Raw genomic sequence first — 24,263 nt, forward strand, 5'->3', positions numbered from 1 at the left:
CTTAAATTAGGTTAGCCTTACCTAACTTAGGGAGAGCTCTGTGCTGACCAGGGAAGAACTGCACGATTCGCTGACAGAACTGCTCGGAGAGCCGGTGGAGGCGGACGACAATCTCATCGAACTGGGCATGGATTCGATCCAGCTGATGGGATTGACCGGCCGCCTGCGCCGCCTCGGCGTCGAGATCGGCTTCGCCGAACTCGCGCGGCGGCCCACGCTGGCCGAGTGGTGGGAGCTACTCGCCGAACGCGGTGCCCTCGCCCCGGTTCCGAGTTCAGGCCAGGACCGCGTTCCCGATCCCGAGCGGGAGGCCACGGAGCCGGGCGAGTCGTTCCCTCTCGCGCTCATGCAGCACGCCTACTGGATCGGCCGCGACTCAGGCCAGTCACTCGGCTCCGTCGCCGCACACCTCTACGTGGAGCTCGACGGCCGCGAGATCGACCCCGGCCGCCTTGAGAGGGCGGTCCTGGCACTCGTCGAGCGGCATCCGATGCTACGGGTCGCCGTCCGCGACGACGGCACCCAGCGCGTCCTGCCGGAGCGGCCGGGACCCGCGGTCACGGTGCACGACCTGCGCGCCGCGCCGGATCCCGAACAGGAGCTGGAACGGCTGCGCGCCCAGATGTCCACCCAACGGCTTCCCATCGAGACGGGCCGGGTCTTCGACGCGCGGCTGAGCCTGCTGCCCTCCGGGGCCGCGCGGCTGCACCTGGACGTCGACATGGTCGCCGCCGACGCGATGAGCTACCGCACGCTGCTGGCCGACCTCGCCGCGCTCTACGAGGGTGAGAACCTGCCGCCGATCGACTACAGCTACGCGCGCTATCTCGCCGCCGACCCCCGCGCCAAGGCCCGCGACCGGGACCGCAGGTGGTGGGGCGAGCGGCTCGGCGAGCTGTCCGGGCCGCCAGAGCTGCCGGTCGTGCCGCGCCCGGGGGAGAAGGTCGTGCGCAAACACCACTGGTTGCCCCCCGAGGGCAGGCAGCGGCTGATCGCCCGCGCGCACCGCGAGGGTGTCACACCGGCGATGGCGCTCGCCGCGGTCTTCGCCGAGGTGATGGGGGCCTGGTCGGCGACCCCGCGCTTCCTGCTGAACCTGCCGCTCTTCCACCGTGAGCCCATCCACCCCGACGTGGACGCCCTGGTCGGCGATTTCACCGGCTCCATCCTGCTGGAGGCGGACCTGTCGCGGGAACTGCCGTTCGTCGAGCGCGCCCGCGAACTGCAGGCGCTGCTGCACACGGCCGGTGAGCACAGCGACTACTCCGGGGTGGAGGTGCTGAGAGACCTGTCGCGGGCGCGGGGTGAGCAGGTGCTGGCCCCGATCGTCTACACCAGCGCTCTCAACCTCGGCGAGCTGTTCGGGGAGCGGGCGCGGCGCAGCTTCGGCGAGCCGGAATGGATCATCTCCCAGGGGCCGCAGGTGCTGCTGGACGCCCAGGTCACCGAGGTCTCCGATGGCCTGCTGCTGAACTGGGACGTGCGCGATCCGGCTTTCCCCGACGGCGTCGCCGACGCGATGTTCGCCGCCTACACGGGCGCGATCACCCGCCTGGGCGCGCCGGGCGCCGACTGGAGCGAGCCGCTGGGGATCGGCGCCCCGCCGGACCAGCTGCGCCGGCGGCACGAGCTCAACGCCCAGCCGCCGCCACCCGCGCGGACGCTGCACGAGGGGTTCTTCGCGCGGGCCCGGCGTACTCCGGACCTGGCGGCGCTGCACTGGGGCACCGACGGCACGCTCACCTACGGCGAGCTGGCCGACCGCGCGCTGCGCGTCGCCGCCCACCTCGCCGAGCTGGGGGTGCGGCCCGGCGACCGCGTCTCGGTCGAACTGCCCAAGGGACCCGACCAGGCCGTCGCGGTGCTCGGCACGCTGGCCGCCGGTGCCGCGTACGTACCCGTCGGGTCCGGACAGCCCGCCGCCCGCCGGGAGAGGATCCTGAAGGCGGCGGGGGTCGTGGTCTCGCTCACCTCGGCCGTGACGCACCCCGCACCGCTGGAAGGACCGGTTCCCGTTCCTCCCGGGCAGGTCGGCTACGTGCTGTTCACCTCGGGCTCCACCGGGGAGCCCAAGGGGGTGGAGGTCTCGCACCTGGCCGCGATGAACACGATCGGGGACCTGGTCGAGCGGTTCTCGCTCGGTGAGGCGGACGTCTCGCTCGCGGTGTCGGCCCTCGACTTCGACCTGTCGGTGTTCGACCTGTTCGCGCCCTGGTCCAGCGGTGGCGCCGTGGTGATCCCGGAAGAGGACGAGCGGCGCGACGCCACCCGCTGGGCCGAGCTGGTCGAGCGGTGGTCGGTGACCGTGCTGAACTGCGTGCCCTCGGTGCTGGAGATGCTGCTGCGGATCGGCCCCGTACCGAGCCTGCGGCTGGTCCTGCTCGGCGGCGACTGGGTCGGTACCCACCTGCCCGCGCTGTTGCGTGACCGTTCGCCGAGGTGCCGGTTCGTCGCGCTCGGCGGTACGACGGAGACGGCCATCCACTCGACGGTGCTGGAGGTCGACGGCGAGGTGCCCGCGGACTGGACGGCGGTCCCCTACGGCGTGCCGTTGCGGGGAGTGGCCTGCCGGGTCGTGGACGAGATCGGGCGCGACCGCCCCGACTGGGTGCGGGGCGAGTTGTGGATCGGCGGCGCCGGTGTCGCGGACGGCTACACCGGTGACGCCGAGCGCACCGCCGACCGTTTCGTCGTGCACGAGGGCACCCGCTGGTACCGGACCGGGGACATGGCCAGATACCGGCCGGACGGCACGCTGGAGTTCCTCGGGCGGCGCGACCACCAGGTGAAGGTGCGCGGGTTCCGGATCGAGCTCGGCGAGGTCGAGACCGCGCTGGAGAGCCACCCCCGGGTACGCAGGGCCGTCGGCCTGCTCGCCGGCTCACGGCTGGCCGCCGCGGTCGTGCTCGCGGAGGAGCCCGAAATGGAGACCGGAACGCCGGAGCTGCTCGCCCACGTACGGGAGCTGCTGCCCTCGCACATGGTCCCGGACCTGTTGGTGCCCCTGGCCGCGCTGCCGCTCACGGCCAACAACAAGGTGGACCGCAAGGCGCTCGCCGCCCTGGTCGCCGCCGCTGCGGGGGAGACGGGCACGCCGTACATCGCCCCGGCCACGGCGCTGGAGCGGGTGCTCGCCCGGGTGGTCGGCCAGGTGCTCGGCGTGCCGCGGGTCGGCGCGCACGACGACATCTTCGCGCTCGGTGGCGACTCGGTGCTGGCCACCACCATCATCGCGCGGCTGCGCGAGGCGCTCGACGCCTCGTCCCTGCCGCTGAGGGCGCTGTTCACCGAGCGGACCGTCTCGCGCGTCGCCCGCCGGTTCGCCGAGGTGGAGGAGACCTCCGGCAGGCTGGAGGCGGTCGCGGAGATCTGGCTCATGGTGGAGGGCATGTCCGAGGACGAGCTCGCCGAGCGCCTGGGCACGGGCGGCGGGGGCGACTGACCGGTCGTCACCGCGGGGTGGCGCGGCTAGGCGTCCTGAGGTTCGCTCTCCAGGGTCGCGCCGCGCAGGCCGGTGAGCGTGAGGGCCAGGGCCAGCGCCAGCGCGGCGCTGGCCGCTCCGTACACGACGATCGCGGTACCGGGGGCCAGGTAACGGCCGAGCGCGCCCGCGCCGAGCGCGCCGACGGCCTCGCCGCCGGTCTCCTGGGCGGCCCACAGGGCGTTCACCCGGCCGAGGTAGCCGTCGGGGGTGTGCGCCTGGATGAGGCCGTAGCGGAGGATCTCCTCGATGGACGCGACGAAGCCGTACCCGAAGAGGATCGCGACGGCGAGCGCGGGATGCCCGGCCAGTCCGAGGCAGGCCAGGAGCACGAAGCCGCAGACCGACGCGACGAGCAGTGCCCTGCCCGGTGCGCGCGAGTGCACGACCCACCCGCTGGTGAGCGAGCCGAGCACCGCGCCGCAGGCCGGCGCGGTGTAGAGCAGGCCGATCGTGGCCGGGCCACCGCCCAGCTGCAGGGTCGCGAACGCGGGCATGAGCACCGGGATGCCGCCCGCCACCATGAACAGCAGGCCGAGCAGCATGAGCGAGCCGACGACGCGGTGCGAGGCCACGAACTTCAGCCCCGAGCCGATCGCCCTCAACGGGTTCTCGGTGACCACGACGGCCGGTCTCAGGGCGGGGAGCCTCGTCAGCAGGCCGAGGGTGACCAGGGTGCCGAAGGCCGCGGCCGCGTAGTTCCAGCCGACGCCGAACGCCGAGATGGTCAGGCCGCCGAGCGCGGGAGAGATCATCGAGCCGAGCCGTACGGTCAGCGCGTTGAGCGCGCCCGCCGCGACGAGCTTGTCCGGGGGGACCAGGGCGGGGGTCGCGGCCAGCAGCGCGGTGACACTGACACCGGTCGCCAGCCCGTCCCAGGCCGCGAGCAGGTAGATCGCGGCCAGCGAGGGGGAGGGCAGGAAGGCGTTCAGTGCCAGCAGCGCGAAGCCCAGACCGGCCGCGCCGCGCGCCAGGAGCATCAACCGGCGCCGGTCCTGCCGGTCGGCCAGCACCCCGCCCCACAGGAACCCGGCAAGCAGGGCGAACCCCTCGGCAGAGGAGACGGCGCCGACGTGTACCGTCGATCCGGTCATCGCATAGACCTGTACGGGCACCGCGACCAGGAGCATGCCGATGCCGAAGACCGACACGGTACGTGCGACGAACACGTCGCGGAAGGCCCTGCTGGTTCTCAGTGGGCTGATGTCCATGGCCAGACGGCGCAACATCTTCGGGGTTCTCCTCAGCAGGCAGAATTAGTAAGGTGAGGCTAACCTTAGTTGACCTTAAGGAAAGAGGACAGAGCAGTGCAGCGGGTCCTTATGAATGGAAAGATCCACCGTGCCACCGTGACCCAGGCGGACCTGCACTACGTGGGTTCCCTGACGATCGACGCCGAGCTGATGGCCGCCGCCGACATCGTCGAGGGCGAGCAGGTCCACGTCGTCGACATCGACAACGGTGCCCGTCTCGTCACCTACGCGATCACCGGTGAGGCCGGCACCGGGATCATCGGTGTCAACGGCGCGGCCGCCCACCTGGTCCACCCGGGGCACCTGGTCATCATCATCTCGTACGGGACGTTCGACGCCGCGGAGGCGAAGGCGCACCGGCCCAAGGTCGTCCACGTGGACGGCGCCAACCGCGTCGTCGCGCTCGGCTCCGATCCGGCCGAACCGGTCGCCGGCGCGGCGGCCCAGATCGCGGGGCGGTGACCGGTGGAGGGGTTCACCCCGTGGCCCGAGGAGTTCGCGGCGCGCTACCAGGCCGAGGGCTACTGGGGCGACCGGCTGCTCGGTGACGTGCTCGGGGACGTGCTCGGCGGGGGCGAGAAGGAGCGGACCGCGCTCGTGGCCGGGGAGGAGCGGCTGACCTACGCGGAGCTGGATCGCCGCGCCGAACGTACCGCCGCCGGCTTCGCGCGGCTGGGCATCCGGCAGGGTGACCGTGTCGTGGTGCAGCTGCCCAACACCGCCTCCTTCGTCGTCGTCTTCCTCGCCCTGGTCAGGATCGGCGCCGTCCCGGTGCTGGCCCTGCCCGCGCACCGGGGGAGCGAGATCGGCTACCTGTGCGAGCTGAGCGAGGCCAGGGCGTACGTCATCCCCGACACTCACGGCGGGTTCGACTACCGCGACCTGGCCCGCTCGCTGGCGGTGGAACATGTCGTGGTGGACGGGGACGCCCAGGAGTTCCGCGCGCTGGCCGACCTCGGCGCCGGCGCGGGGGCGGAGGTGTCCTACGAGCGGCCCGACCCCGCGGACGTGGGGGTGTTCCTGCTCTCCGGTGGCACCACCGGGCTTCCGAAGCTCATCCCGCGCACTCACCGCGACTACGTCTACAACCTGGAGGCCAGCGCCGAGGTCTGCGGCTTCACCTCCGAGACCGTCTACCTCGTGGTGCTCCCGGTCGCGCACAACTTCGCGCTCGCCTGCCCGGGCATCCTCGGGGTGTTCGCCAAGGGCGGCACGGTCGTGCTGGCGCCCTCCGGGGCGCCCGACGAGGCGTTCCCCCTCATCGAGCGCGAGAGGGCGACGGTGTGCGCGGTGGTGCCGCCCATCGCGCTGCTCTGGCTGGAGGCGGCGTCCTGGTCGAAGGAGGACCTGTCGTCGCTGGAACTGCTACAGGTGGGCGGCGCCAAGTTCGCGGCCGAGCGGGCCGCGCAGGTCCCCGGCGTGCTGGGCTGTGCGGTGCAGCAGGTGCTGGGGATGGCCGAGGGACTGCTCAACTTCACCCGCCTGGACGATCCCCGGGAGCTGGTCGACACCACGCAGGGCAGGCCGCTGTCGCCGGCCGACGAGATCCTGGTGGTCGACTCCGACGACGTGGAGGTCGCCCCCGGCGAGGTCGGCGAGCTGCTCACCCGCGGTCCCTACACCCTGCGCGGCTACTACCGCGCGCCCGAGCACAACGCGCGCTCCTTCACCCCCGACGGTTTCTACCGGAGCGGAGACCTGGTGCGGATGCTCCCCTCCGGCCATCTCGTCGTGGAGGGCAGGGTCAAGGACCAGATCAACCGGGGCGGTGACAAGATCTCGGCCGAGGAACTGGAGAACCACCTGCTGGCCCATCCCGCGGTGCACGACGCCGCCGTGGTCGGTGCGCCGGATCCGGTGATGGGGGAGCGCACCTGCGCCTTCCTGATCGTGCGGGACCAGGCGCCGACGCTGCGGGAGATCAAGCGGTTCCTGAAGGAACGCGGCGTGGCGGGATACAAGTGGCCCGACCGTGTCGAGCTGGTCGACGCCTTCCCCCGCACCCCGGTCGGCAAGGTCAGCAAGAAGGAGCTCGCCGCCGGCCTGCGCTGAGCGCCGCACACACGAGCCGTCCGGTCCCCGGGCGGCTCGTGCGTGCGGCGCTCCTGTTTTCACGACCTGAGGAAAGCACCCTCACCCGCGCGCGACCACGTACGGGGCGATGCTGGAGAGCTTCTCGCAGGTCTCCTCGTACTCGCGCTCGGGCGTCGAAGCGGACACGATGCCGGCGCCGGCCCGCAGCCATGCCCGGCCGTTCTCGGCGTAGAGGGCACGCAGCACCAGGGCGGCGTCCATCGACCCGTCCCGCGAGACGGTCAGGACGGCACCGGAGTAGAGCTCGCGGCGCTCCTCCAGCCGGGTGATCGCGTCGATCGCCTCCGGCTTGGGGATGCCGGAGGCGGTCACGCCGGGAAACAGCGCGTCGAGCGCGTCCCAGCAGGTGCGGCCGGGGGCCAGTTCGCCGCTGACACTGGAGCCCAGATGCTGCACGCTGCCGCGCTCCTTCACCGCCATGAAGCCGGTGACCCGGACCGTGTCGGGCGCGCACACCCGGTACAGCTCCTGCTGCGAGGTGCGCACCGAGACCGCGTGCTCGAAGATCTCCTTGGGGTCGCTCTCCAGCTCGTGGCGGGTCAGTGAGTCCGTGCTCTCCCCCCGGCCGAAGGCTCGCGTACCGGCCAGTGGCTGGGTCGTGACCGTGCCGTGCCCGTCGACACTCGCCAGCACCTCGGGGCTGAACCCGGTGGCCTGGAAGCCGTCCAGATCGAGGAGGAACGAGCGGGCCGGGGTGTTGGCGGCACGGCCGCACACGTACGTCGCGACGACGTCGACGGGGAACGGGATCGGCAGCCGGCGGGAGACGATGACCTTCTGGTAGAGCCCGGCGGCGATCTCGGAGATCGCCTGGGCGACCCGCGACCGGTAGTGGTCTCCGTCGGAGCGCACGTCGACCGGCGACGGTGCCGCGACCCGGGACGCGCCGGGGGCGGACAGCAGCTTGGCGACCCGCTCGGCCTCGCCGGCGTCGGCGCTCACCACCAGCGCGCGTCCCGCCTCGATGCGCACCTCGGTGCGAGGCACGATCAGATGGGCGAGCCGGCCCGCCGGGTCGCTCGCGGCGAACTCGAACGCGATCCAGCCGTAGGCGTTCCAGGCCGGCCAGGGGGCCGCGCCGAACACCGCCTCCAGCGCCGCGGCCGGCCGGCCCGACCAGGCCTCGTCCACGGCAGGCCCGTCCAGCCAGCGGCTGCGCACGACTCCGGGTTCGAGGATCACCTCGCCCGACACCCCGCCCGCGAAGGTCCACAGGCCCGGTCTTTCGTACACGGTGTAGTCGTCGAACAGCCCTGAGCCGGCCAGACGGGCGACCAGGTGCAGCGGATCGACCGGGCTGTCGACGACCACCTCCGTGCGCATCTCATCTGTACTGATGCCAAAGGACACAAGACCCACCCCTCTGAGGGACCGGAAAATCCGATCAATTTAGGTAAGGCTAACCTTGTGTCGATTTAATAGGCAAGGCTAACCTAACCTTCAGGCGGGGCGGCTGTCCGGCCCCCGGACCCACAAAGAAAGAGTTGAGCGTGCGGGAACAGCAGGACGTCGCACGGCGGCGCGAACTGATGCGGCGGATGATGGCCGAGGCGGGGCTCAGCCCCGGCAGGGACCGGATCGTCCCACGCGGGTCCGGCGATCCCGCACCGCTGTCCTACGCGCAGCAGAGCATGTGGCTGCACCACCGGACGTTTCCCAGCAGCCCGGCCTACAACGTCTGCCTGCTGGTGCACATGTCGGGTGAGCTCGACCCGGAGGCGCTGCGCGAGGCGCTGCGCGCCCTCATCCGCCGCCACGCGGTGCTGCGCACCGTCTACGACGACCATGACGAGAACGGGCCGGTGCAGCACGTCCTCGCCGACGACTCCCTCGACCTTCCGGTGCGCGACTGCGCCGACGCCGAGGCGCGCGCCGGGCGACTCGCGGCGCTCCCCTTCGACCTGCGCGTCGAGAGGCCGATCCGGCTGGAACTGCTCCGGCTCGACGCGCGAAGGTACGCCCTCGTCCTGGTCGTGCACCACATCGCCTGGGACGGCATGACCTGGGGTTCGCTCTCGCGCGACCTGTCGGCGATGTACCGGGCCGCCGTCCTGGGGGAGCCCGACGGTCTTCCCACGCTGACCGTCCAGTATCCGGACTTCGCCGCCTGGGAACAGGGCCGCCCGCACTCTCCAGAGGAGATGGACTACTGGCGGCGGCGCCTCGACCCGCCGCCCGCGCCCCTCGACCTGCCCGCCGACCGCCCGCGGGGCGCGACCGTCTCCGAGCGGGGCGGACGCCGGGCCCGCCGTTTCGACGACACGGTCACCGAGGGGATGCGGAAGCTGGCCGCCGCTGAGAACGTCACCCCGTACATGGTGATGCTCGCCGCCCACGCGGTGCTGCTGCACCGCTACACCGGCGCCACCGACATCGCGATCGGCTCGGCGGTCATGAACCGCGAGCACACCGAGATCGAGCGGCTGGCCGGCAACTTCGGCAACACCCTCGTGCTCCGCACCGACCTGTCCGGCGCGCCCACCTTCCGCGAGCTCCTGCACCGGGTCCGTGACACCTGCACCGAGGGGTTCGCCCACCGGACGCTGCCGTACGACACGATCGTCCAGGAGTTGCGGCCCGCCCGGCAGCGCGGCAGGTCGCCGTTCTTCGACACCATGCTGCTCTTCCTCACTCAGGAGATCGGCGACCTGGACCTGCCGGGCGTCACCACGAGCTGGACGCACATCCACAACGGCACCACCCACTTCGACCTGTCGCTTGAGGCATTCGTCAGGCCACAGGGCATGACCGTCGAGGCCACCTTCCGGCGCGAGCTGTTCGACGACGAGCGCGTCGACGCGCTCCTGGTCCACCTGGAGACGCTGCTTGAGAGCGCGCTGAGCCGCCCGGACCTGCGGATCGCCGACCTGGAGCTGCTCGGCGCGGACGAGCTGGCCCTGCTGGCGGAGTGGAACGACACCGCGTGTCCCGTCCAGGACACGACGGTGACCTCCCTGTTCGAGGAGCAGGTCGCGCGCACCCCGGACGCGGTCGCCGTCGAAGGTGGGGTCGACGGCGGGGCCGACGGTGAGCCGGGCACGCTCACCTACGCGGAGCTGGACCGGCGGGCCTCGGGCCTCGCCCGGCTGCTGCGCGAGCGTGGCGCGGGACCTGACCGGGTCGTCGCGCTGGCCCTGCCCCGTACCCCGGACCTGGTGGTCGCGCTGCTGGCCGTGCTGAAGTCCGGCGCCGCCTACCTGCCGCTGGACACCGACCACCCGGCCGACCGGCTGGCCTACATGATCCAGGACGCGGACCCGCTCTGCGTGATCGCGACTCCGGAGACCGCCGCCCTCCTCCCGGAGGGAACCGCCGTGCTGACACCGTCCGGGGCGCTGCCCGAGCCGGAGCCGTCACACCCGGCCCGAGGCGGCGACCTGGCGTACGTCATCTACACCTCGGGCTCGACCGGCCGCCCCAAGGGCGTGGCCATCCCGCACTCCGCGCTCACCGCATTCCTGCTCACGATGCGGGAGCGCCTGGCCCTGGGCGCCGCCGACCGGCTCGTCGCGGTGACCACGATCGCCTTCGACATCGCGGCGCTGGAGCTGTACATACCGCTGATCAGCGGCGCGACCGTCGTGCTGGCCGGACGCGCGACCGTGCGCGACCCCGCAGCGCTGGGCGGCCTGCTCGCCGGGGCGACCATCGTCCAGGGCACCCCGTCGCTGCTGGGCTCGCTGGAGCCGGCCGCCCTCGCCGGGCTGCGGGTGCTCGTCGGCGGCGAGGCCCTGCCGGCCGCGCTCGCCGGGACCCTCCACTCGGTGGCGGCGTCGGCGGTCAACGTGTACGGACCGACCGAGGCGACCATCTGGGCGACCTCCGCCGACCTGCCGGCGACGGGGATCGGCCGCCCGTTCCCCAACACCCGCGCGTACGTCCTGGATCCCGCGCTGCGCCCCGCGCCGGCCGGCGTCCCCGGGGAGCTCTACCTCGCGGGCGAGCAGCTGGCCCGCGGCTACGCAGGCCGCCCGCATCTGACCGCGGAACGCTTCGTCGCCGACCCCTTCGGCCCGCCGGGCGAGCGCATGTACCGAACCGGGGACCTGGCCCGCTGGAGCCGCGACGGGTCGCTGGAGTACCTGGGGCGCGGCGACGACCAGGTGAAGATCCGCGGATTCCGGATCGAGCCCGACGAGGTGCAGGCCGTGCTCGCCGCCCACCCCGGTGTCGCGCGGGTCGCCGTCGTGGTCCGCGAGGACAGCCCGGGCGAGCGGAGACTCGTCGCCTACGTCGTGCCGCGCCCCGGCTTCCGGGAGGCGGACCTGCGGGCCGCCGCGGCCAGAGTGCTGCCCGAATACATGCTGCCCGGTGCGATGGTCACCCTTGAGGAACTGCCGCGGACCGTCAACGGCAAGCTCGACCGGGCCGCACTGCCCGCACCCGAGGTCCAGGTGTCGAGCCGGGGGCCGCGCGACGACCGCGAGGCGGCGCTCTGCGCGGTCTTCGCCGAGACGCTCGGCCTGGAGACGGTCGGCATCGACGACGACTTCTTCGCGCTGGGCGGCCACTCCCTGCTGGCCACCCGCCTCGCCGGCCGGGTGCGCGCCACGCTCGACGCCGAGCTCACCATCGCCGACGTCTTCGAGGCGCCCACTGTCGCCACGCTGGCGCCCAGGCTGGTACGGGGCACCCGGCCGAGGGTGCGCGACGTGACCAGACCCGAGGTCGTCCCCGCCTCGGCGGCCCAGCGCGGCTTCTGGTTCGAGGAGCGGCTGCGCGGCCCCTCGGCCGCCGACGCGCTCCCGCTCGGCCTGCGCCTGCGCGGCCCGGTCGACGTCGACGCGCTGCGCGCCGCGTTCGGCGACGTCGTGGCACGGCACGAGGCGCTGCGCACCCTGCTGGTGGAGGGCCCCGACGGGTTGCCGGTCCAGCGTGTCCTGAAGGCCGGCGGGGTCGCGTTCGACGTGGTGGACGCACGCGGCTGGACCGAGGAGCGGCTGCGCGCCGCCGAGACGCGGGCCGCCTCGCACGTCTTCGACCTCGGTGCCGACCTGCCGATCCGGGCGACCCTGCTGCGTGTCTCCGCCGAGGAGTCCGTCCTGGTCGTGCTCCAGCACCACGCCGCCGCCGACGAGTGGTCGTTCACGCCGCTGCTCGCCGACCTGTCTCGTGCCTACACCGCCCGCGGCGCGGGCACCGCGCCGGACTGGGCCCCGCTGCCCGTGCAGTACGCCGACTACGCCGTCTGGCAGAGCCGGACCGCCGAGTTCGCCGACCAGCTCGCCTTCTGGGAGCGGACGCTCCACGACCTGCCCGAGGAGAGCACGCCGCCGGCCGACCGGCCCCGGCCCGCCGAGGCGAGCCACCGGGGCGGGCTGGCCTCGTTCGAGCTGCCGCTGGCCGGTGCGCGCAGGCTGGCCCTGGAGACCGGAACCAGCGTGTTCATGGTCCTGCACGCCGCCGTGGCCGCGCTCCTGCACCGGGCGGGCGCGGGCGACGACGTGGCGCTCGGCTCGCCCATCGCGGGCCGGGCGGACGCGGACCTCGCGGACCTGGTCGGGGTGTTCGTCAACCTCGTCGTGCTCCGCACCGACCTGTCGGGGGACCCGACCTTCACCGAACTGCTTGAGCGGGTCCGGCACACCGACCTGGCCGCGTTCTCCAACTCCGACGCGCCGTTCGAGCAGGTCGTGGAGCGGCTCGCGCCGGAGCGCTCGCTCGCCCGCAGCCCGCTGTTCCAGGTGATGATCGTCCACCAGCGGCTGGAGGACGTGCGGCTGCGGCTGCCCGGCGTGCGCGCCGAGCCGTTCCTGCCCGAGACCGGTGGCGTCAAGTTCGACCTGGACATCTACTTCGCCGAGGGCGAGGAGCGGATCGAGGGGTTCGTCGCCTACGCCACCGACCTCTTCGACGCCGGGACCGTCACCGGCCTGCTCACCGATCTCGGCGAACTGCTCGATCGGGTCACCGAGGATCCGGCGCGGCGCCTGTCGTCGCTCGGCGCCCCGGTCACCAGGCCCGACACCGTCCGCGAGTTCCCCCCGCTCACCGTCGCCGAGCGGATCGAGGCACAGGTGGCGCGCACCCCGCACGCCACGGCCGTCGTCTGCGGCGGAACCGCGCTCGGCTACGCCGAACTGGACGAGCGGGCCGAGGCCCTCGCCGACCGGCTCGCCGCCGCGGGAGCGGGCCCCGAGAAGATCGTCGCGATCGCGCTGCCCCGCTCGGCCGAGTTCGTCGTGGCGCTGCTCGCCGTGCTCAAGACCGGTGCGGCCTACCTGCCCATCGACACGACCTATCCCCGCTCCCGGATCGAGATGATGCTCGGAGTCGCCCGGCCCCTGCTGGTGGTCGGCGCCGACGAGCCGCCCCTGGACGCGCCGCCCCGCGCCCGGCCCCGGCCCCACCCCGACCACCCCGCGTACGTGATCTTCACCTCGGGGTCCACCGGGACGCCCAAGGCCGTCGTCGGGACCCAGCGGGCGCTGGCCAACCGGCTCGCCTGGGGCGCCGATCTCGCCGCGGCCGGTGTGCGGGTGGCCAAGAGCTCCCCGGCCTTCATCGACGGCAGCACCGAACTGCTCGGCGGCCTCATCGCCGGTGACACCGTCGTCGTCGCGGACGACGAGACCGCCACCGACGCGCTCGCCCTGGCCGAGCTGATCCGCGGCCACGGGGTGAACCTGGTGACCGTCGTGCCGAGCCTGCTGGCCGCGCTCCTGGAGACCGGGGAGCTCGGCTCCGTGACCACGTGGGTGAGCAGCGGCGAGGCCCTGCCCGCCGCCCTGGCCGAGCGGGTCCCCGACCGGCTGGTCAACCTGTACGGCTGCTCGGAGGCGGCCGGGGACAGCCTGATCGCCGAGGGCGGCGGCGGGCTGGCCCCGATCGCCAACACCGTCGCGTACGTGCTGGACGCCGGGCTCCGCGAGATGCCGGTCGGCGAGCTCTACCTGGCCGGAGACGGCCTGGCGCGCGGATATCTCGGTGACCCGGCCCGCACCGCCGAGCGATTCGTGGCCAACCCCTTCGGCCCGCCGGGCTCGCGGCTCTACCGCACCGGCGACCGGGTGCGCCGCCGCCGCGACGGCACCCTGGACTTCCTGGGCAGGGCCGACGACCAGATCAAGATCCGTGGCTTCCGCGTCGAACCCGGTGAGGTCGAGGCGGTGCTCGCCGCCCGGCCCGGCGTGCGGCAGGCGGCCGTGGCGGCCCGCTCGGGCCCGCGCCTGGTCGGCTACGTCGTGGGTGAGACCGGCCTCGACCTCGACGCGCTGCACGCCGGGCTCGGCGAGATCCTGCCGGACTACCTGGTCCCCGCCGTGCTCGTCGGCCTCGACCGGCTACCGCTCACTCCCAACGGCAAGCTGGATCGGCGGGCGCTGCCCGAGCCCGCGGCCCGCGAGGGCAGGGCGCCGCGGACCGACGCCGAGCGCGGCCTCGCCGGGCTCGTCGCCGAGACCCTCGGGCGGGACGGCGTCAACGCCGACGACGACTTCTTCCGCACCGGCGGCGACAGCATCAGCGCGGCCCTGCTCGTGGGACGCGCCCGCCGCGCGGGTCTCTCCTTCACGGTCCGCGACGTCTTCCGGTCGCGTACCGTCGAGGCCCTGGCCCGGATCGCGGTGGCCCTGCCCGGTGATGCGCCCGGTGACGTGCCCGGTGATGTGCCCGCCGACGCCGCGCGGGCTCACCCCGAGGGCGTTACGGCCGGCACCGCACCCCCGCTCGGCGCCCCCGGCGGGACCGTGACGCCGCCCTCGGGCGGGTCGTCCGGGTCGCGGGTCGAGCTGCCGCTCTCGCCGCTGCAGGAAGGACTGCTGTTCCACCTGATGCTGGCCGGTGAGGACCGCGACGTCTACGTCCAGCAGGCCGTGGTGACCCTGTCAGGGCCCGTCGACCCCGGCCGCCTCGCCGGGGCCGCGCGCCAGGTGCTGCTGAAGTTCCCCAACCTGCGGGCCGGGTTCCGCACCGACGGCGGCCGGGCCGTGCAGTTCGTCCCGGAGCGGTTCGAGGTCGACTGGACCTATGCCGAGACCGGCGAGGCGGAGGCGCTGGAGGCGTTCGTCGAGGCGCAGCGCGCCCGGCCGTTCGTCCCCGACTCCCCGCCGCTGATCCGCTTCGCGCTGGCCAGGGTGGGCGAGGACGACTTCCGGCTGGTGCTCACCTCCGAGCTGATCCTGCTGGACGGCTGGTCGGGTGGCCTGCTGGTCACCTCGCTGCTGGAGTTCTACACCGACGCCGACGCCGAGCGGGACCGCCCCGTGGTCGGTTTCCACGCCTACCTCGACTGGGTGAACGGGCAGGACCGGCAGGCCGCGCTCAAGTCCTGGGGCCGTGCTCTGGACGGGCTCGACGAGCCGACTCTGCTCAGGCCCGAGTCGGCCGACCGCCCCGCCGACCTCGCCGGTGCCGGGGAGATCCACCGCGCGCTGCCCGAGGGCCTCACCGCTCGGCTCGGTGCCCTCGCCCGAGAGTCCGGGCTCACCCTCGCCGCCCTGTACGAGAGTGCCTGGGGACTGCTGCTGGCGGGCCTCACCGGCCGTGACGACGTGGTCTTCGGCGTCTCGGTGTCCGGCCGCCACCCCGACGTCGACGGCGTCGAGTCCGTCGTCGGGCTGCTGTTCAACACGGTCCCCGTCCGGGTGCGGGCCGGCGCGGCGGACCCGCTGCGCGCCGTGCTGGAACGGACGCAGACCTTCCAGTCGGAGCTGTTCGACCACTCCTACGTCGCGCTCGCCGACGTGCAGCGGGTGACGGGCCTCGGGACCCTCTTCGACACCCTCTTCGTGTTCCAGAACTTCCCCGGCATGCCCATCGACCGCGGCTTCGGCCCCGGAGGCGACGTGCGGGTGCTCGGCCGCCAGGTCCGCGACGCGACCCACTACCCGATCACCATGGTCGTCGAGCCCGGTGCGGGCCTGCGCGTCATGTACCGGGGCGACGCCTTCACCGAGGCCGAGACCGAACGGCTCACCGACCGGTACGTGCGGGTCCTGGAGACGCTCGCCGCCGCGCCCGAGACCCCCTGCCACCGGCTCGACCTGCTCCTGCCCGACGAGCACGACCGGCTGCGCCGGGACTGGGCCGAGGCCGAACGGCCGGTGCCCGACCTCACCATCGCCGAGCTGCTCGCCGAGCAGGCCGAGCGCACCCCGCACGAGCTCGCCCTGGTCTCCCAGCCCGACGTGCGGCTCACCTACGCCGAGCTGGACGCCGCCGTCAACCGCCTGGCCAGGCTGCTCAGGGCGCACGGAGCGGGCCCCGAGCGGGTGGTCGCCCTGGCACTGCCCCGGTCGGCGGAGATGGTCGTCGCGCTGTTCGCGGTGCTCAAGACGGGCGCCGCCTACCTGCCCCTGGAACTGGACTACCCGGCCGAGCGGCTCGACTTCATGCTGGCCGACGCCGCCCCGGTCTGCCTGGTCTCGCACCGCGACATCGCCGCCGGACTGACCTGCCCGGGTGACTCGATCCTGCTCGACGACCCGGCCGTACGGGCGAGGCTGGCCACGCTGCCCGGCACCGGGCTGACCGGGGAGGAACTACCTGATTTCGGCAGGGACGTGCCGGGCCGGCTGGACCATCCGGCGTACGTGATCTACACCTCCGGCTCCACCGGGCGCCCCAAGGGGGTGGTCACCCCCTACCGGGGGCTGACCAACATGCAGTTCAACCACCGGGCCAACATCTTCGACCCGGTGGTGGCCTCGGCCGGGCGCCGGTTGCGGATCGCCCACACCGTGTCGTTCTCCTTCGACATGTCGTGGGAGGAACTGCTCTGGCTCATCGAGGGCCACGAGGTGCACGTCTGCGACGAGGAGCTGCGGCGCGACGCCGAGGCGCTCACCGAATACCTGCGGCGTCACCGGATCGACGTGATCAATGTGACGCCGACCTACGCGCAGCAGCTCCTGGAGGAGGGACTGCTGGAAGGGGAGCACCGCCCGCCGCTCGTGCTGCTGGGCGGCGAGGCCGTCCCCGTGGCGGTCTGGGACCGGCTCGCGCAGGCCGAGGGGGTGCTCGGCTACAACCTCTATGGCCCGACCGAGTACACGATCAACACGCTGGGCGGCGGCACCGAGGACAGCGCCACGCCCACGGTCGGCAGGCCGATCTGGAACACCCGCGGCTACGTGCTCGACGGCTGGCTGCGGCCGGTACCGCCGGGCGCGCCGGGAGAGCTCTACATCGCGGGCGCGGGCCTGGCCCGAGGCTACCTCGACCGGCCTGGCCTGACCGCCGAACGGTTCGTGGCCGATCCCTTCGGCGGCGGCCGGATGTACCGGACCGGCGACCTCGTACGGGTGCGCCAGGACGGCAACATCGACTTCCTGGGCCGTACCGACGAGCAGGTGAAGATCCGCGGCTACCGGGTCGAGCTTGAGGAGGTCGAGAGCGCGCTGGCGGCCGAGCCCGGCGTCGGGCAGGCGGCCGTCATCGCGGTCGGCACCGACGTGCCCGGTGTGAAGCGCCTCATCGGCTACGTGGTGCCCGACGGCGCCGCGCGGCCCGACGCCGAGCGCGAGCACCTGGCGGAGTGGCGGCAGATCTACGACGCCGAGTACACCGAGATCGGCACGGCGGTCCACACCGAGGACTTCGCGGGCTGGGACAGCAGCTACGACGGGCTGCCCATCCCGCTTGCGCACATGCGCGAGTGGCGCGACACCACGGTGGCCCGCATCCAGGACCTCAACCCCCGGCGGGTGCTGGAGATCGGCGTCGGCACCGGCCTGCTGCTGTCGCGGCTCGCCCCCGGTTGCGAGGAGTACTGGGGTACCGACTTCGCGGCCCCCGTCATCGCCAAGCTCCAGGCGGACCTCGGCCCCGACTCGCCGGTACGCCTGAGCTGCCGGCCCGCTCACGACACCGCGGGGTTGCCCGCCGGTCACTTCGACACGGTGGTCGTCAACTCCGTGGTCCAGTACTTCCCGGGTGCCGGATACCTCGCCGACGTGATCGCCGCCGCGATGGACCTGCTCGCCCCCGGTGGTGCGCTGTTCATCGGCGACGTGCGTGACCTGCGGTCGGTGCGTTGCCTGCACGCGGCGATCCAGCTCGGCAGGGAGGGCGCCGGCGGCGCCGACATCGGTGCGGCGGCGATCGACCGGGCGGTGCGGATGGAGAAGGAACTCCTCCTCGATCCCGCGTTCTTCGCCGCCCTCGACCTGGCCGCGCGGGTGGAGGTCCGTACCAAGCGCGGCGTCTACCACAACGAACTCAGCAGGCACCGCTACGACGTGACACTCTGGAAGTCACCCGCCGAGCCATCCGCTGTGCCCCCCGCCGTGCCCCCCGCCGAGGACTCCGTCGTGGACTGGGCGGGCCTCGACGACCTGGCCGACCGGCTGTCCGGCGGTCTTCCCGGGCCGCTCAGGGTGCGTGCCATCCCCGATCCCAGGCTCTCCGCCGAGCTCGCCGCGCTACGCGCGATCGAGGGCGGGGCCTTCGCGGGGGAGGCGCGCGAGCTGCTGCGGGCATCCCCGCGGGGCGTCGAACCCGAACTGCTGTACGCGCTCGACCCAGGCGTGGTGACCACCCCCTCGGCCGAGATCGGCCACTACGACGCGGTCTTCGGCGGCGGGGCCGCCTTCCTGCCGGCCGATCCGGAGCGCAGGCCCGCGTCGTACGCGAACAACCCGGCGGCGGCCCGCGACCACGGGGCGCTCGCCGCCCGGGTGCGCGAGGGGCTCAGGCGGCGGCTGCCCGGCTACATGGTGCCGAGCGCGGTCATGACGCTGGACGCGCTCCCGCTGACCGTCAACGGCAAACTGGACCGGCGGGCACTGCCCGCCCCCGACCGGCAGGGGCCGCGCGGCAGTGGCCGCGCCGCCAGGACCGCCGTGGAACAGCTGCTGTGCACGCTCTTCGGCGAGGTGCTCGACGTCGCCGGCGTCGGGATCGACGACAACTTCTTCGAGCTGGGCGGGCACTCGCTGCTGGCGACCCGGCTGGTCGGCAGGGTCCGCGCGGTGCTCCGCGCCGAGCTCGCGATCCGGGACCTGTTCGAGGCGCCGAACGTCGCCGAGCTCGCCACCCGGTTGCACGACAGGGCCGGTGTCGCGCTCAGGCCCCCGCTGACTCCCCGGCGGCGTCCCGAACGCATCCCGCTGTCGTACGCGCAGCGCCGGCTCTGGCTGCTCGACCAGATCCTGCGCGAGGACGAGGGGCCCCGCGAGGCGTACCACCTGCCACTGGCCGTGCGGCTGAGCGGCGAGATCGACGTGGTCGCGCTGGAGGCCGCGCTCGGCGACGTGACGGCCAGGCACGAGAGCCTGCGGACCGTCTTCGCCGAGCACGAGGGCGTGCCATACCAGCGGGTCCTGCCGCCGGAGTCGGCACGCCCCGCCCTGGAGATCACGACCCGCCCGCCGGAGGAGGTGATCGCGCGCCCGTTCGATCTGGCCACCCAGATCCCGCTGCGGGTCGCGCTCATCCCGGAGGGGGAGAACGAGCACCTACTGCTCGCGGTCTTCCACCACATCGCGTTCGACGAGTGGTCCTTCGGGCCGTTCGCCAGGGACGTGGCGTGGGCCTACGCCGCGCGGCTGGACGGAGCGGCGCCCGCGGGGGAGCCCCCCGCGGTGCAGTACGCCGACTACACGCTCTGGCAGCGTGAGCTGCTCGGCGATCCGGTCGACCCGGGCAGCCCGCACGCCCGCCAGCTCGCCTACTGGGCGAAGGCGCTGTCGGGCATGCCGGCGGAGATCCCGCTGCCGGTGGACCGGCCCAGGCCGGCCACCGTCGGCCAGCGCGGCGCGACCGTGACCAGGCGACTGCCCCAGGCGCTGGTCGAGCGGCTCCGCGGGCTCGCGCGCGGGGCCCAGGGGAGCATGTTCATGGTCTGCCAGAGCGCGGTCGCCGCGCTGCTGCACCGCGCGGGCGCGGGGGATGACATCCCGCTGGGCAGTCCCGTCGCGGGCCGCACCGACGAGGCGGCCGGTGACCTGGTCGGCTTCTTCGTCAACACGCTCGTGCTCCGCGCCGACGCCTCGGGCGACCCCTCCTTCGCCGAACTGCTCGCCCGCGTCCGCGACACCGACCTGGCCGGTCTGGCCAACCAGGACCTGCCGTTCGAGGCGCTCGTCGAGGCACTGCGGCCACCCCGGGTGCCCGGCCGCAACCCGCTCTTCCAGGTGATGGTCGGCTACGAGAACCAGGCCATGGGCGAGGTGCGCTTCCCCGGGCTGCGGCAGCGGGAGGCGCTCTTCAGCCCGCCCGCGGCCAAGTTCGACCTGGACTTCATCTTCAGGGAGCGGGCCGAGGAGCTCCATCTCGTCGTCGACTACTCGGCCGACCTGTTCGAACCGGCCACGATCGACACGATGCTCCGCGCGCTCCTCGACGTGCTGGAGACCGTCGCGGACGACCCGGAGACGCGGCTGAGCGACCTGCCGGTGGCACTCGAGGCCCGTACGGTCACCCAGGCCGGCGCCGGGCACGCCGTCCGGCGCGACGACGACCGCGAGGCGCTGCTGTGCCGGGCGTTCGCCGAGGTCCTGGAGGTGGACGCGGTCGGGCCGCACGACAACTTCTTCGAACTGGGCGGTCACTCGCTGCTCGCCATGGAACTGGTGCGCCGGATCCGCAGGGAGCCGGGCTGCGCCGGAATGAAGATCGCGACGCTCATGACCGCCCAGACCGTCGCCGAACTCGTGAACCGGCTGGAATAAGGCGCTTCACACGGCCTTCAAAGATTGCTAAGTTAGGTTAGCCTTACCTAAGCTTTAGAGCCCTTGCCGGCTCTGGAAGGACACCCATACCCATGCGCGACACGATGCGCCGCCTGGCCGCGACAGGAACGCTGCTGCTGGGCCTCGGCCTGGTGGGCGCGTGCGCCGGTGACGGCGGCGAACAGCCCGCCGCGAGCGCCCCCGCGACCCAGGCCGCCTCCGGATTCCCGGTCACCATCACGCACAAGCTCGGCACCACCACGATCGAATCCGCCCCCCAGCGCATCGTCGCCCTCGGCGAGGTCGACCAGGACACCCTGCTCGCCCTGGGCGTGCAGCCGATCGCCATGGCCGAACTGACCGGCATCCAGGCCGACGGGCTCGCCCCCTGGACCGCGCCCAGGATCTCCGGGGCCAAGCCGACGCTGCTGAAGGCCGGTGAGTCGGGTTTCTCGCTGGAGCAGATCGCCGCGCTCAAGCCCGACCTGATCCTCGCGGGCGGCGACTACTACATCGACAAGGAGTACGCCAACCTCTCCCAGCTCGCGCCGACCACCGCCTACGAGACCGGCCCCGCCGAGGACTCCTGGCAGACGGTGGCCCGCCAGGTCGCCAAGGCGGTCGGCAAGGCCGACGAGGGCGAGAAGCTCGTCACCGACGTCGAAGCGAGAATCGACTCGGTCAAGACCACCTATCCCGAGCTGGCCGGCAAGAAATTCGCGCTGACCAGCGTCTTCCCCTCGGGGAACATCGGCGTGCTGAAGTCCGACACCGACATCAGCGTCCAGCTCTTCGAGCAGTTCGGGCTGGTACTGCCCGAGGAGATCAGGACGCTTCCCGGCGACGGCTTCGCGGCCGAGCTGAGCATGGAGAAGGTCAAGGTCCTCGACGTCGACCTGCTGCTCAGCCACTACAACGACGACGCCGCCACGCAGAAGAAGATCGAGGCCAACAAGCTCTTCGCCGGCCTCGACGTGGTCAGGCGGGGCTCCTACGTGCCACTGGACCTCACCGCGTTCTGGCCGCTGCGCACGCCGACGCCGCTGGCGGTCCCCCACGTGATCGACCAGGTCGTGCCACGGGTCGCCGAGGCGGCCAAGGCCGTCGGCGCGTCCTGACACACCCCGCCCACCCCTTCCCCCGCCGCCTCGGTGGCGGGGGACCATCTCCTCAATATGTGAGAGGCGAACATGTCGAGCCCGGTCTATGACGTCGTGGGCATCGGTTTCGGTCCTTCCAACCTCGCGCTCGCGGTGGCACTGGAAGAGGAGCACGGCTCCGGCGTGAACGCGGTCTTCTTCGAGAGGCAACCCAGGTTCGGCTGGCACCGCAACATGCTCATCGAGGGCGCCACGATGCAGGTGCACTTCCTCAAGGACCTGGTCACCCTGCGCAATCCCACAAGCCCCTACTCCTTTCTGTCCTACCTCCAGGACAGGGGGAGGCTGATCGACTTCATCAACCACAAGACCATGTTTCCCACCCGGCTGGAGTTCCACGACTACCTGGAATGGGTCGCCGCCTCCTTCGCCGGTCTGGTGCGCTACGACTCCGAGGTCGTCGCGGTGCGCCCGTACGACGACGACACCCTCGAGGTCGTCGTGGAGCGCGGTGACGAGCTGCACACCTGCCTGACGCGCAACCTCGTGATCGCGGCCGGGCTGGAACCCGTGCTGCCCGACGGCGTGCGGCAGGGGGAGCGGATCTGGCACACCGAGGAACTGCTGGCCCGGCTCGAATCCCTCGGCGAGCGCGTCCCGGGACGGTTCGTCGTGGTCGGCGCCGGGCAGAGCGCGGCCGAGGCCGCCGAGCACCTGCACCGCACCTACCCGTCCGCGGAGGTCTGCGCCGTCTTCACCAGGTACGGTTACTCGCCGGCCGACGACAGCCCCTTCGCCAACCGCATCTTCGACCCCCAAGCCGTCGACCACTTCTTCTCCGCCCCCGAGGAGGTGAAGCGCATGCTGCTCGCCTACTCCAGAAACACCAACTACTCGGTGGTGGACCTCGACCTCATCGACGAGCTCTACCGGCGTTCCTACGCGGAGAAGGTCGCCGGCGTCGAGCGGCTGCGCATGCTGAACGCCTCCCGTCTGCTCGGCGTGGACGACGACGGCGACAGCGCCCGGGTCAGGATGTGCTTCCTGCCCACGGGCGAGGTGAGCACGATCGAGGCCGACGCGGTCGTCTGCGCGACCGGCTACCGCGAGCGCGACCCGCGAGACCTGCTCGGCGAGGCGGGCGAGCACTGCCTCACGGGTGAGACGGGCGAGCTGCTGGTGGAGCGCGACTACCGGGTCGCCACCGCCCCCGGCCGGACCTGGGGCGTCTACCTCCAGGGGGCCACCGAGGACACCCACGGGATCGCCTCCTCGCTGCTGTCCATGACGGCTGTCCGCACCGGAGAGATCGTGCGCTCCATCGCCCGGCGCTCGGCGGGGGTCCCCCAGGGGGCCGAGCCGTAACCGGCATTCCGGAGGGTGGCGCCGAACGTCCCGACACGGAGCGATCGGCTACGTGACTCCATGTGTTCACATGATTACCTTTGGTGTTGTCGTGTTCCGTAGGTAACCCGAGGAGGATCATGAACACCTTCATCCGCAGTGCCCGCATCGGCCTGGCAGGGGCGGTTCTGGCCGGTGCCGGCCTGCTCGGCGTGCTTCCCGCGACCGGCGCCCACGCCGCGTCGTCCCAGGCCGCACCGGCGGTCGTCTGCTCGCACACGACCGCGGCCGGCTGGATCTGCTACCTGCGGTACTGCGACCGTTACTACTGCTACTACGACTGCTATCCGACCCTGACCGCGCGCAGCAAGGGAGAGAAGCCCTCCGACACCATCCGGGTTCCCAAGCCCGAGGGGACACCTCCCGCCCAGATCACCAAGCCCTGACCGGCGGAGCCGTGACACCGTGGACCGGGTGCGCGCGGTCGTGCCGTCCACACTGGGAAAAGCGCACCGCGGGGGTTCCCGCGGTGCGCCGGGCGGCCACCCGGCGCGGCCGTCCGGGTAGCCGCGGCCGGCCTCCACCGTCGACGGGGCCGGGCTGAGCTCTTCTCGTCCCGGGGCTCGCTCCAGGACAAGCCGGACGCAAGAGGCTTCCAAGTCGACGGGGATATCCCTTTAGCCATGCGTAAGGGATTGATGATCGGTGTGATGTCGACGGCGCTGCTCGCCGGGGGGCCGGCCGTGGCGGCGGAGGCCGCGACGGGGAAGGCGACCGCGGGAGCGGCGAGCGGGGACCTGCTCCACTGGGGGCCGGTCCGGTCGGCGGGCGGGCACGGCGGGTACGCCAGGGCCAACGTGTGGATCACGGACTTCGGCGCCGAGACGTTCACCGTGTCCGGGACGCTCCACGACCGCGACGGACACCGCGGCCACTGCGCCTACATCCGCGCCAGGTTCCACTACACCGGAGGTGGTACGGGCTGGGCCCGGCCGCGCTCGACCTGCCACGCGAACGACCTGTTCAGGCTGTCCTCGGACGGGCAGATCACCCGGGTGGACGTCAGGGTCTGCGTGCTGGACCGTGGGAAGCGCAGAACCTCGCACTGCCACGTCGACGTCATCCGCGCCGAGACCGTCGCCAACTGGCCGCGCTAGCCGTACTCACCCCGCGGTGTGGTAATGGTGACCGCGTACAGGAACAGCCGGGGGCATGGCGCAGCCACCCCCCCGACATCCTTGACGTGCTCGGCCGGAAGAGCCCGGGCCGCTCATGGCTGACGGCGCCGACACGCGTGCCCCCTTCGAAAACCGGCGAGCATCGGACACCTACAGATCCTGGCGTACCAAGGACCGCTCACGAAACACGCCCCTGGTAC

At 72.6% G+C, this 24,263-nt stretch carries 10 protein-coding genes; 8 read left to right on the top strand and 2 right to left on the bottom strand.

Annotation, left to right across the window (positions count from 1 at the left end; genetic code table 11):
* Window positions 1-40 precede the first annotated feature (40 nt).
* Window positions 41-3,442 carry a non-ribosomal peptide synthetase gene (locus tag ABT061_RS28975; RefSeq protein ID WP_350923831.1) on the top strand — a complete coding sequence of 1,134 codons (3,402 nt, stop codon included), beginning with the start codon at window positions 41-43 and terminating at the stop codon, window positions 3,440-3,442.
* A 26-nt stretch (window positions 3,443-3,468) separates the two neighbouring features.
* On the opposite strand, the gene entS is transcribed toward ABT061_RS28975, so the two are convergent.
* Window positions 3,469-4,710, bottom strand: a complete 1,242-nt coding sequence (gene entS / locus ABT061_RS28980) for an enterobactin transporter EntS (protein WP_350923834.1) — start codon at window positions 4,708-4,710, stop codon at window positions 3,469-3,471.
* Window positions 4,711-4,788: 78 nt separating this feature from the next.
* On the opposite strand from entS, the gene panD reads away from it, so the two are divergent.
* Window positions 4,789-5,196, top strand: coding sequence for an aspartate 1-decarboxylase (gene panD / locus ABT061_RS28985; RefSeq protein ID WP_350923836.1), 408 nt, complete (start codon window positions 4,789-4,791; stop codon window positions 5,194-5,196).
* Between the two features lie 3 nt (window positions 5,197-5,199).
* A complete protein-coding gene (locus tag ABT061_RS28990) occupies window positions 5,200-6,786 on the top strand; it encodes a (2,3-dihydroxybenzoyl)adenylate synthase (RefSeq protein ID WP_350923838.1) in 1,587 nt (528 codons plus the stop codon).
* 81 nt (window positions 6,787-6,867) lie between these two features.
* Here the strand turns inward: ABT061_RS28990 and ABT061_RS28995 are convergent, their stop codons facing one another.
* Window positions 6,868-8,151: a salicylate synthase gene (locus ABT061_RS28995; RefSeq protein WP_350923840.1), complete on the bottom strand. Its 1,284-nt coding sequence runs from the start codon at window positions 8,149-8,151 to the stop codon at window positions 6,868-6,870.
* Between the two features lie 167 nt (window positions 8,152-8,318).
* On the opposite strand from ABT061_RS28995, the gene ABT061_RS29000 reads away from it, so the two are divergent.
* The 5 genes from ABT061_RS29000 (at window position 8,319) to ABT061_RS29020 (ending at window position 24,042) form a co-directional block, all read left to right on the top strand.
* Window positions 8,319-20,441: a non-ribosomal peptide synthetase gene (locus ABT061_RS29000; protein WP_350923842.1), complete on the top strand. Its 12,123-nt coding sequence runs from the start codon at window positions 8,319-8,321 to the stop codon at window positions 20,439-20,441.
* A 92-nt stretch (window positions 20,442-20,533) separates the two neighbouring features.
* A complete protein-coding gene (locus tag ABT061_RS29005; protein ID WP_350923844.1) occupies window positions 20,534-21,559 on the top strand; it encodes an iron-siderophore ABC transporter substrate-binding protein in 1,026 nt (341 codons plus the stop codon).
* 72 nt (window positions 21,560-21,631) lie between these two features.
* Window positions 21,632-22,906 carry a lysine N(6)-hydroxylase/L-ornithine N(5)-oxygenase family protein gene (locus ABT061_RS29010; protein ID WP_350923846.1) on the top strand — a complete coding sequence of 425 codons (1,275 nt, stop codon included), beginning with the start codon at window positions 21,632-21,634 and terminating at the stop codon, window positions 22,904-22,906.
* A gap of 119 nt (window positions 22,907-23,025) precedes the next feature.
* Window positions 23,026-23,331: a hypothetical protein gene (locus ABT061_RS29015; protein ID WP_350923848.1), complete on the top strand. Its 306-nt coding sequence runs from the start codon at window positions 23,026-23,028 to the stop codon at window positions 23,329-23,331.
* A gap of 237 nt (window positions 23,332-23,568) precedes the next feature.
* Entirely contained in the window at window positions 23,569-24,042 is a 474-nt protein-coding gene (locus tag ABT061_RS29020) for a hypothetical protein (RefSeq protein ID WP_350923849.1), read from the top strand.
* Window positions 24,043-24,263 lie beyond the last annotated feature (221 nt).

The sequence above is a fragment of the Streptosporangium sp. NPDC002544 genome, from assembly GCF_040295965.1.
Lineage (GTDB): Bacteria > Actinomycetota > Actinomycetes > Streptosporangiales > Streptosporangiaceae > Streptosporangium.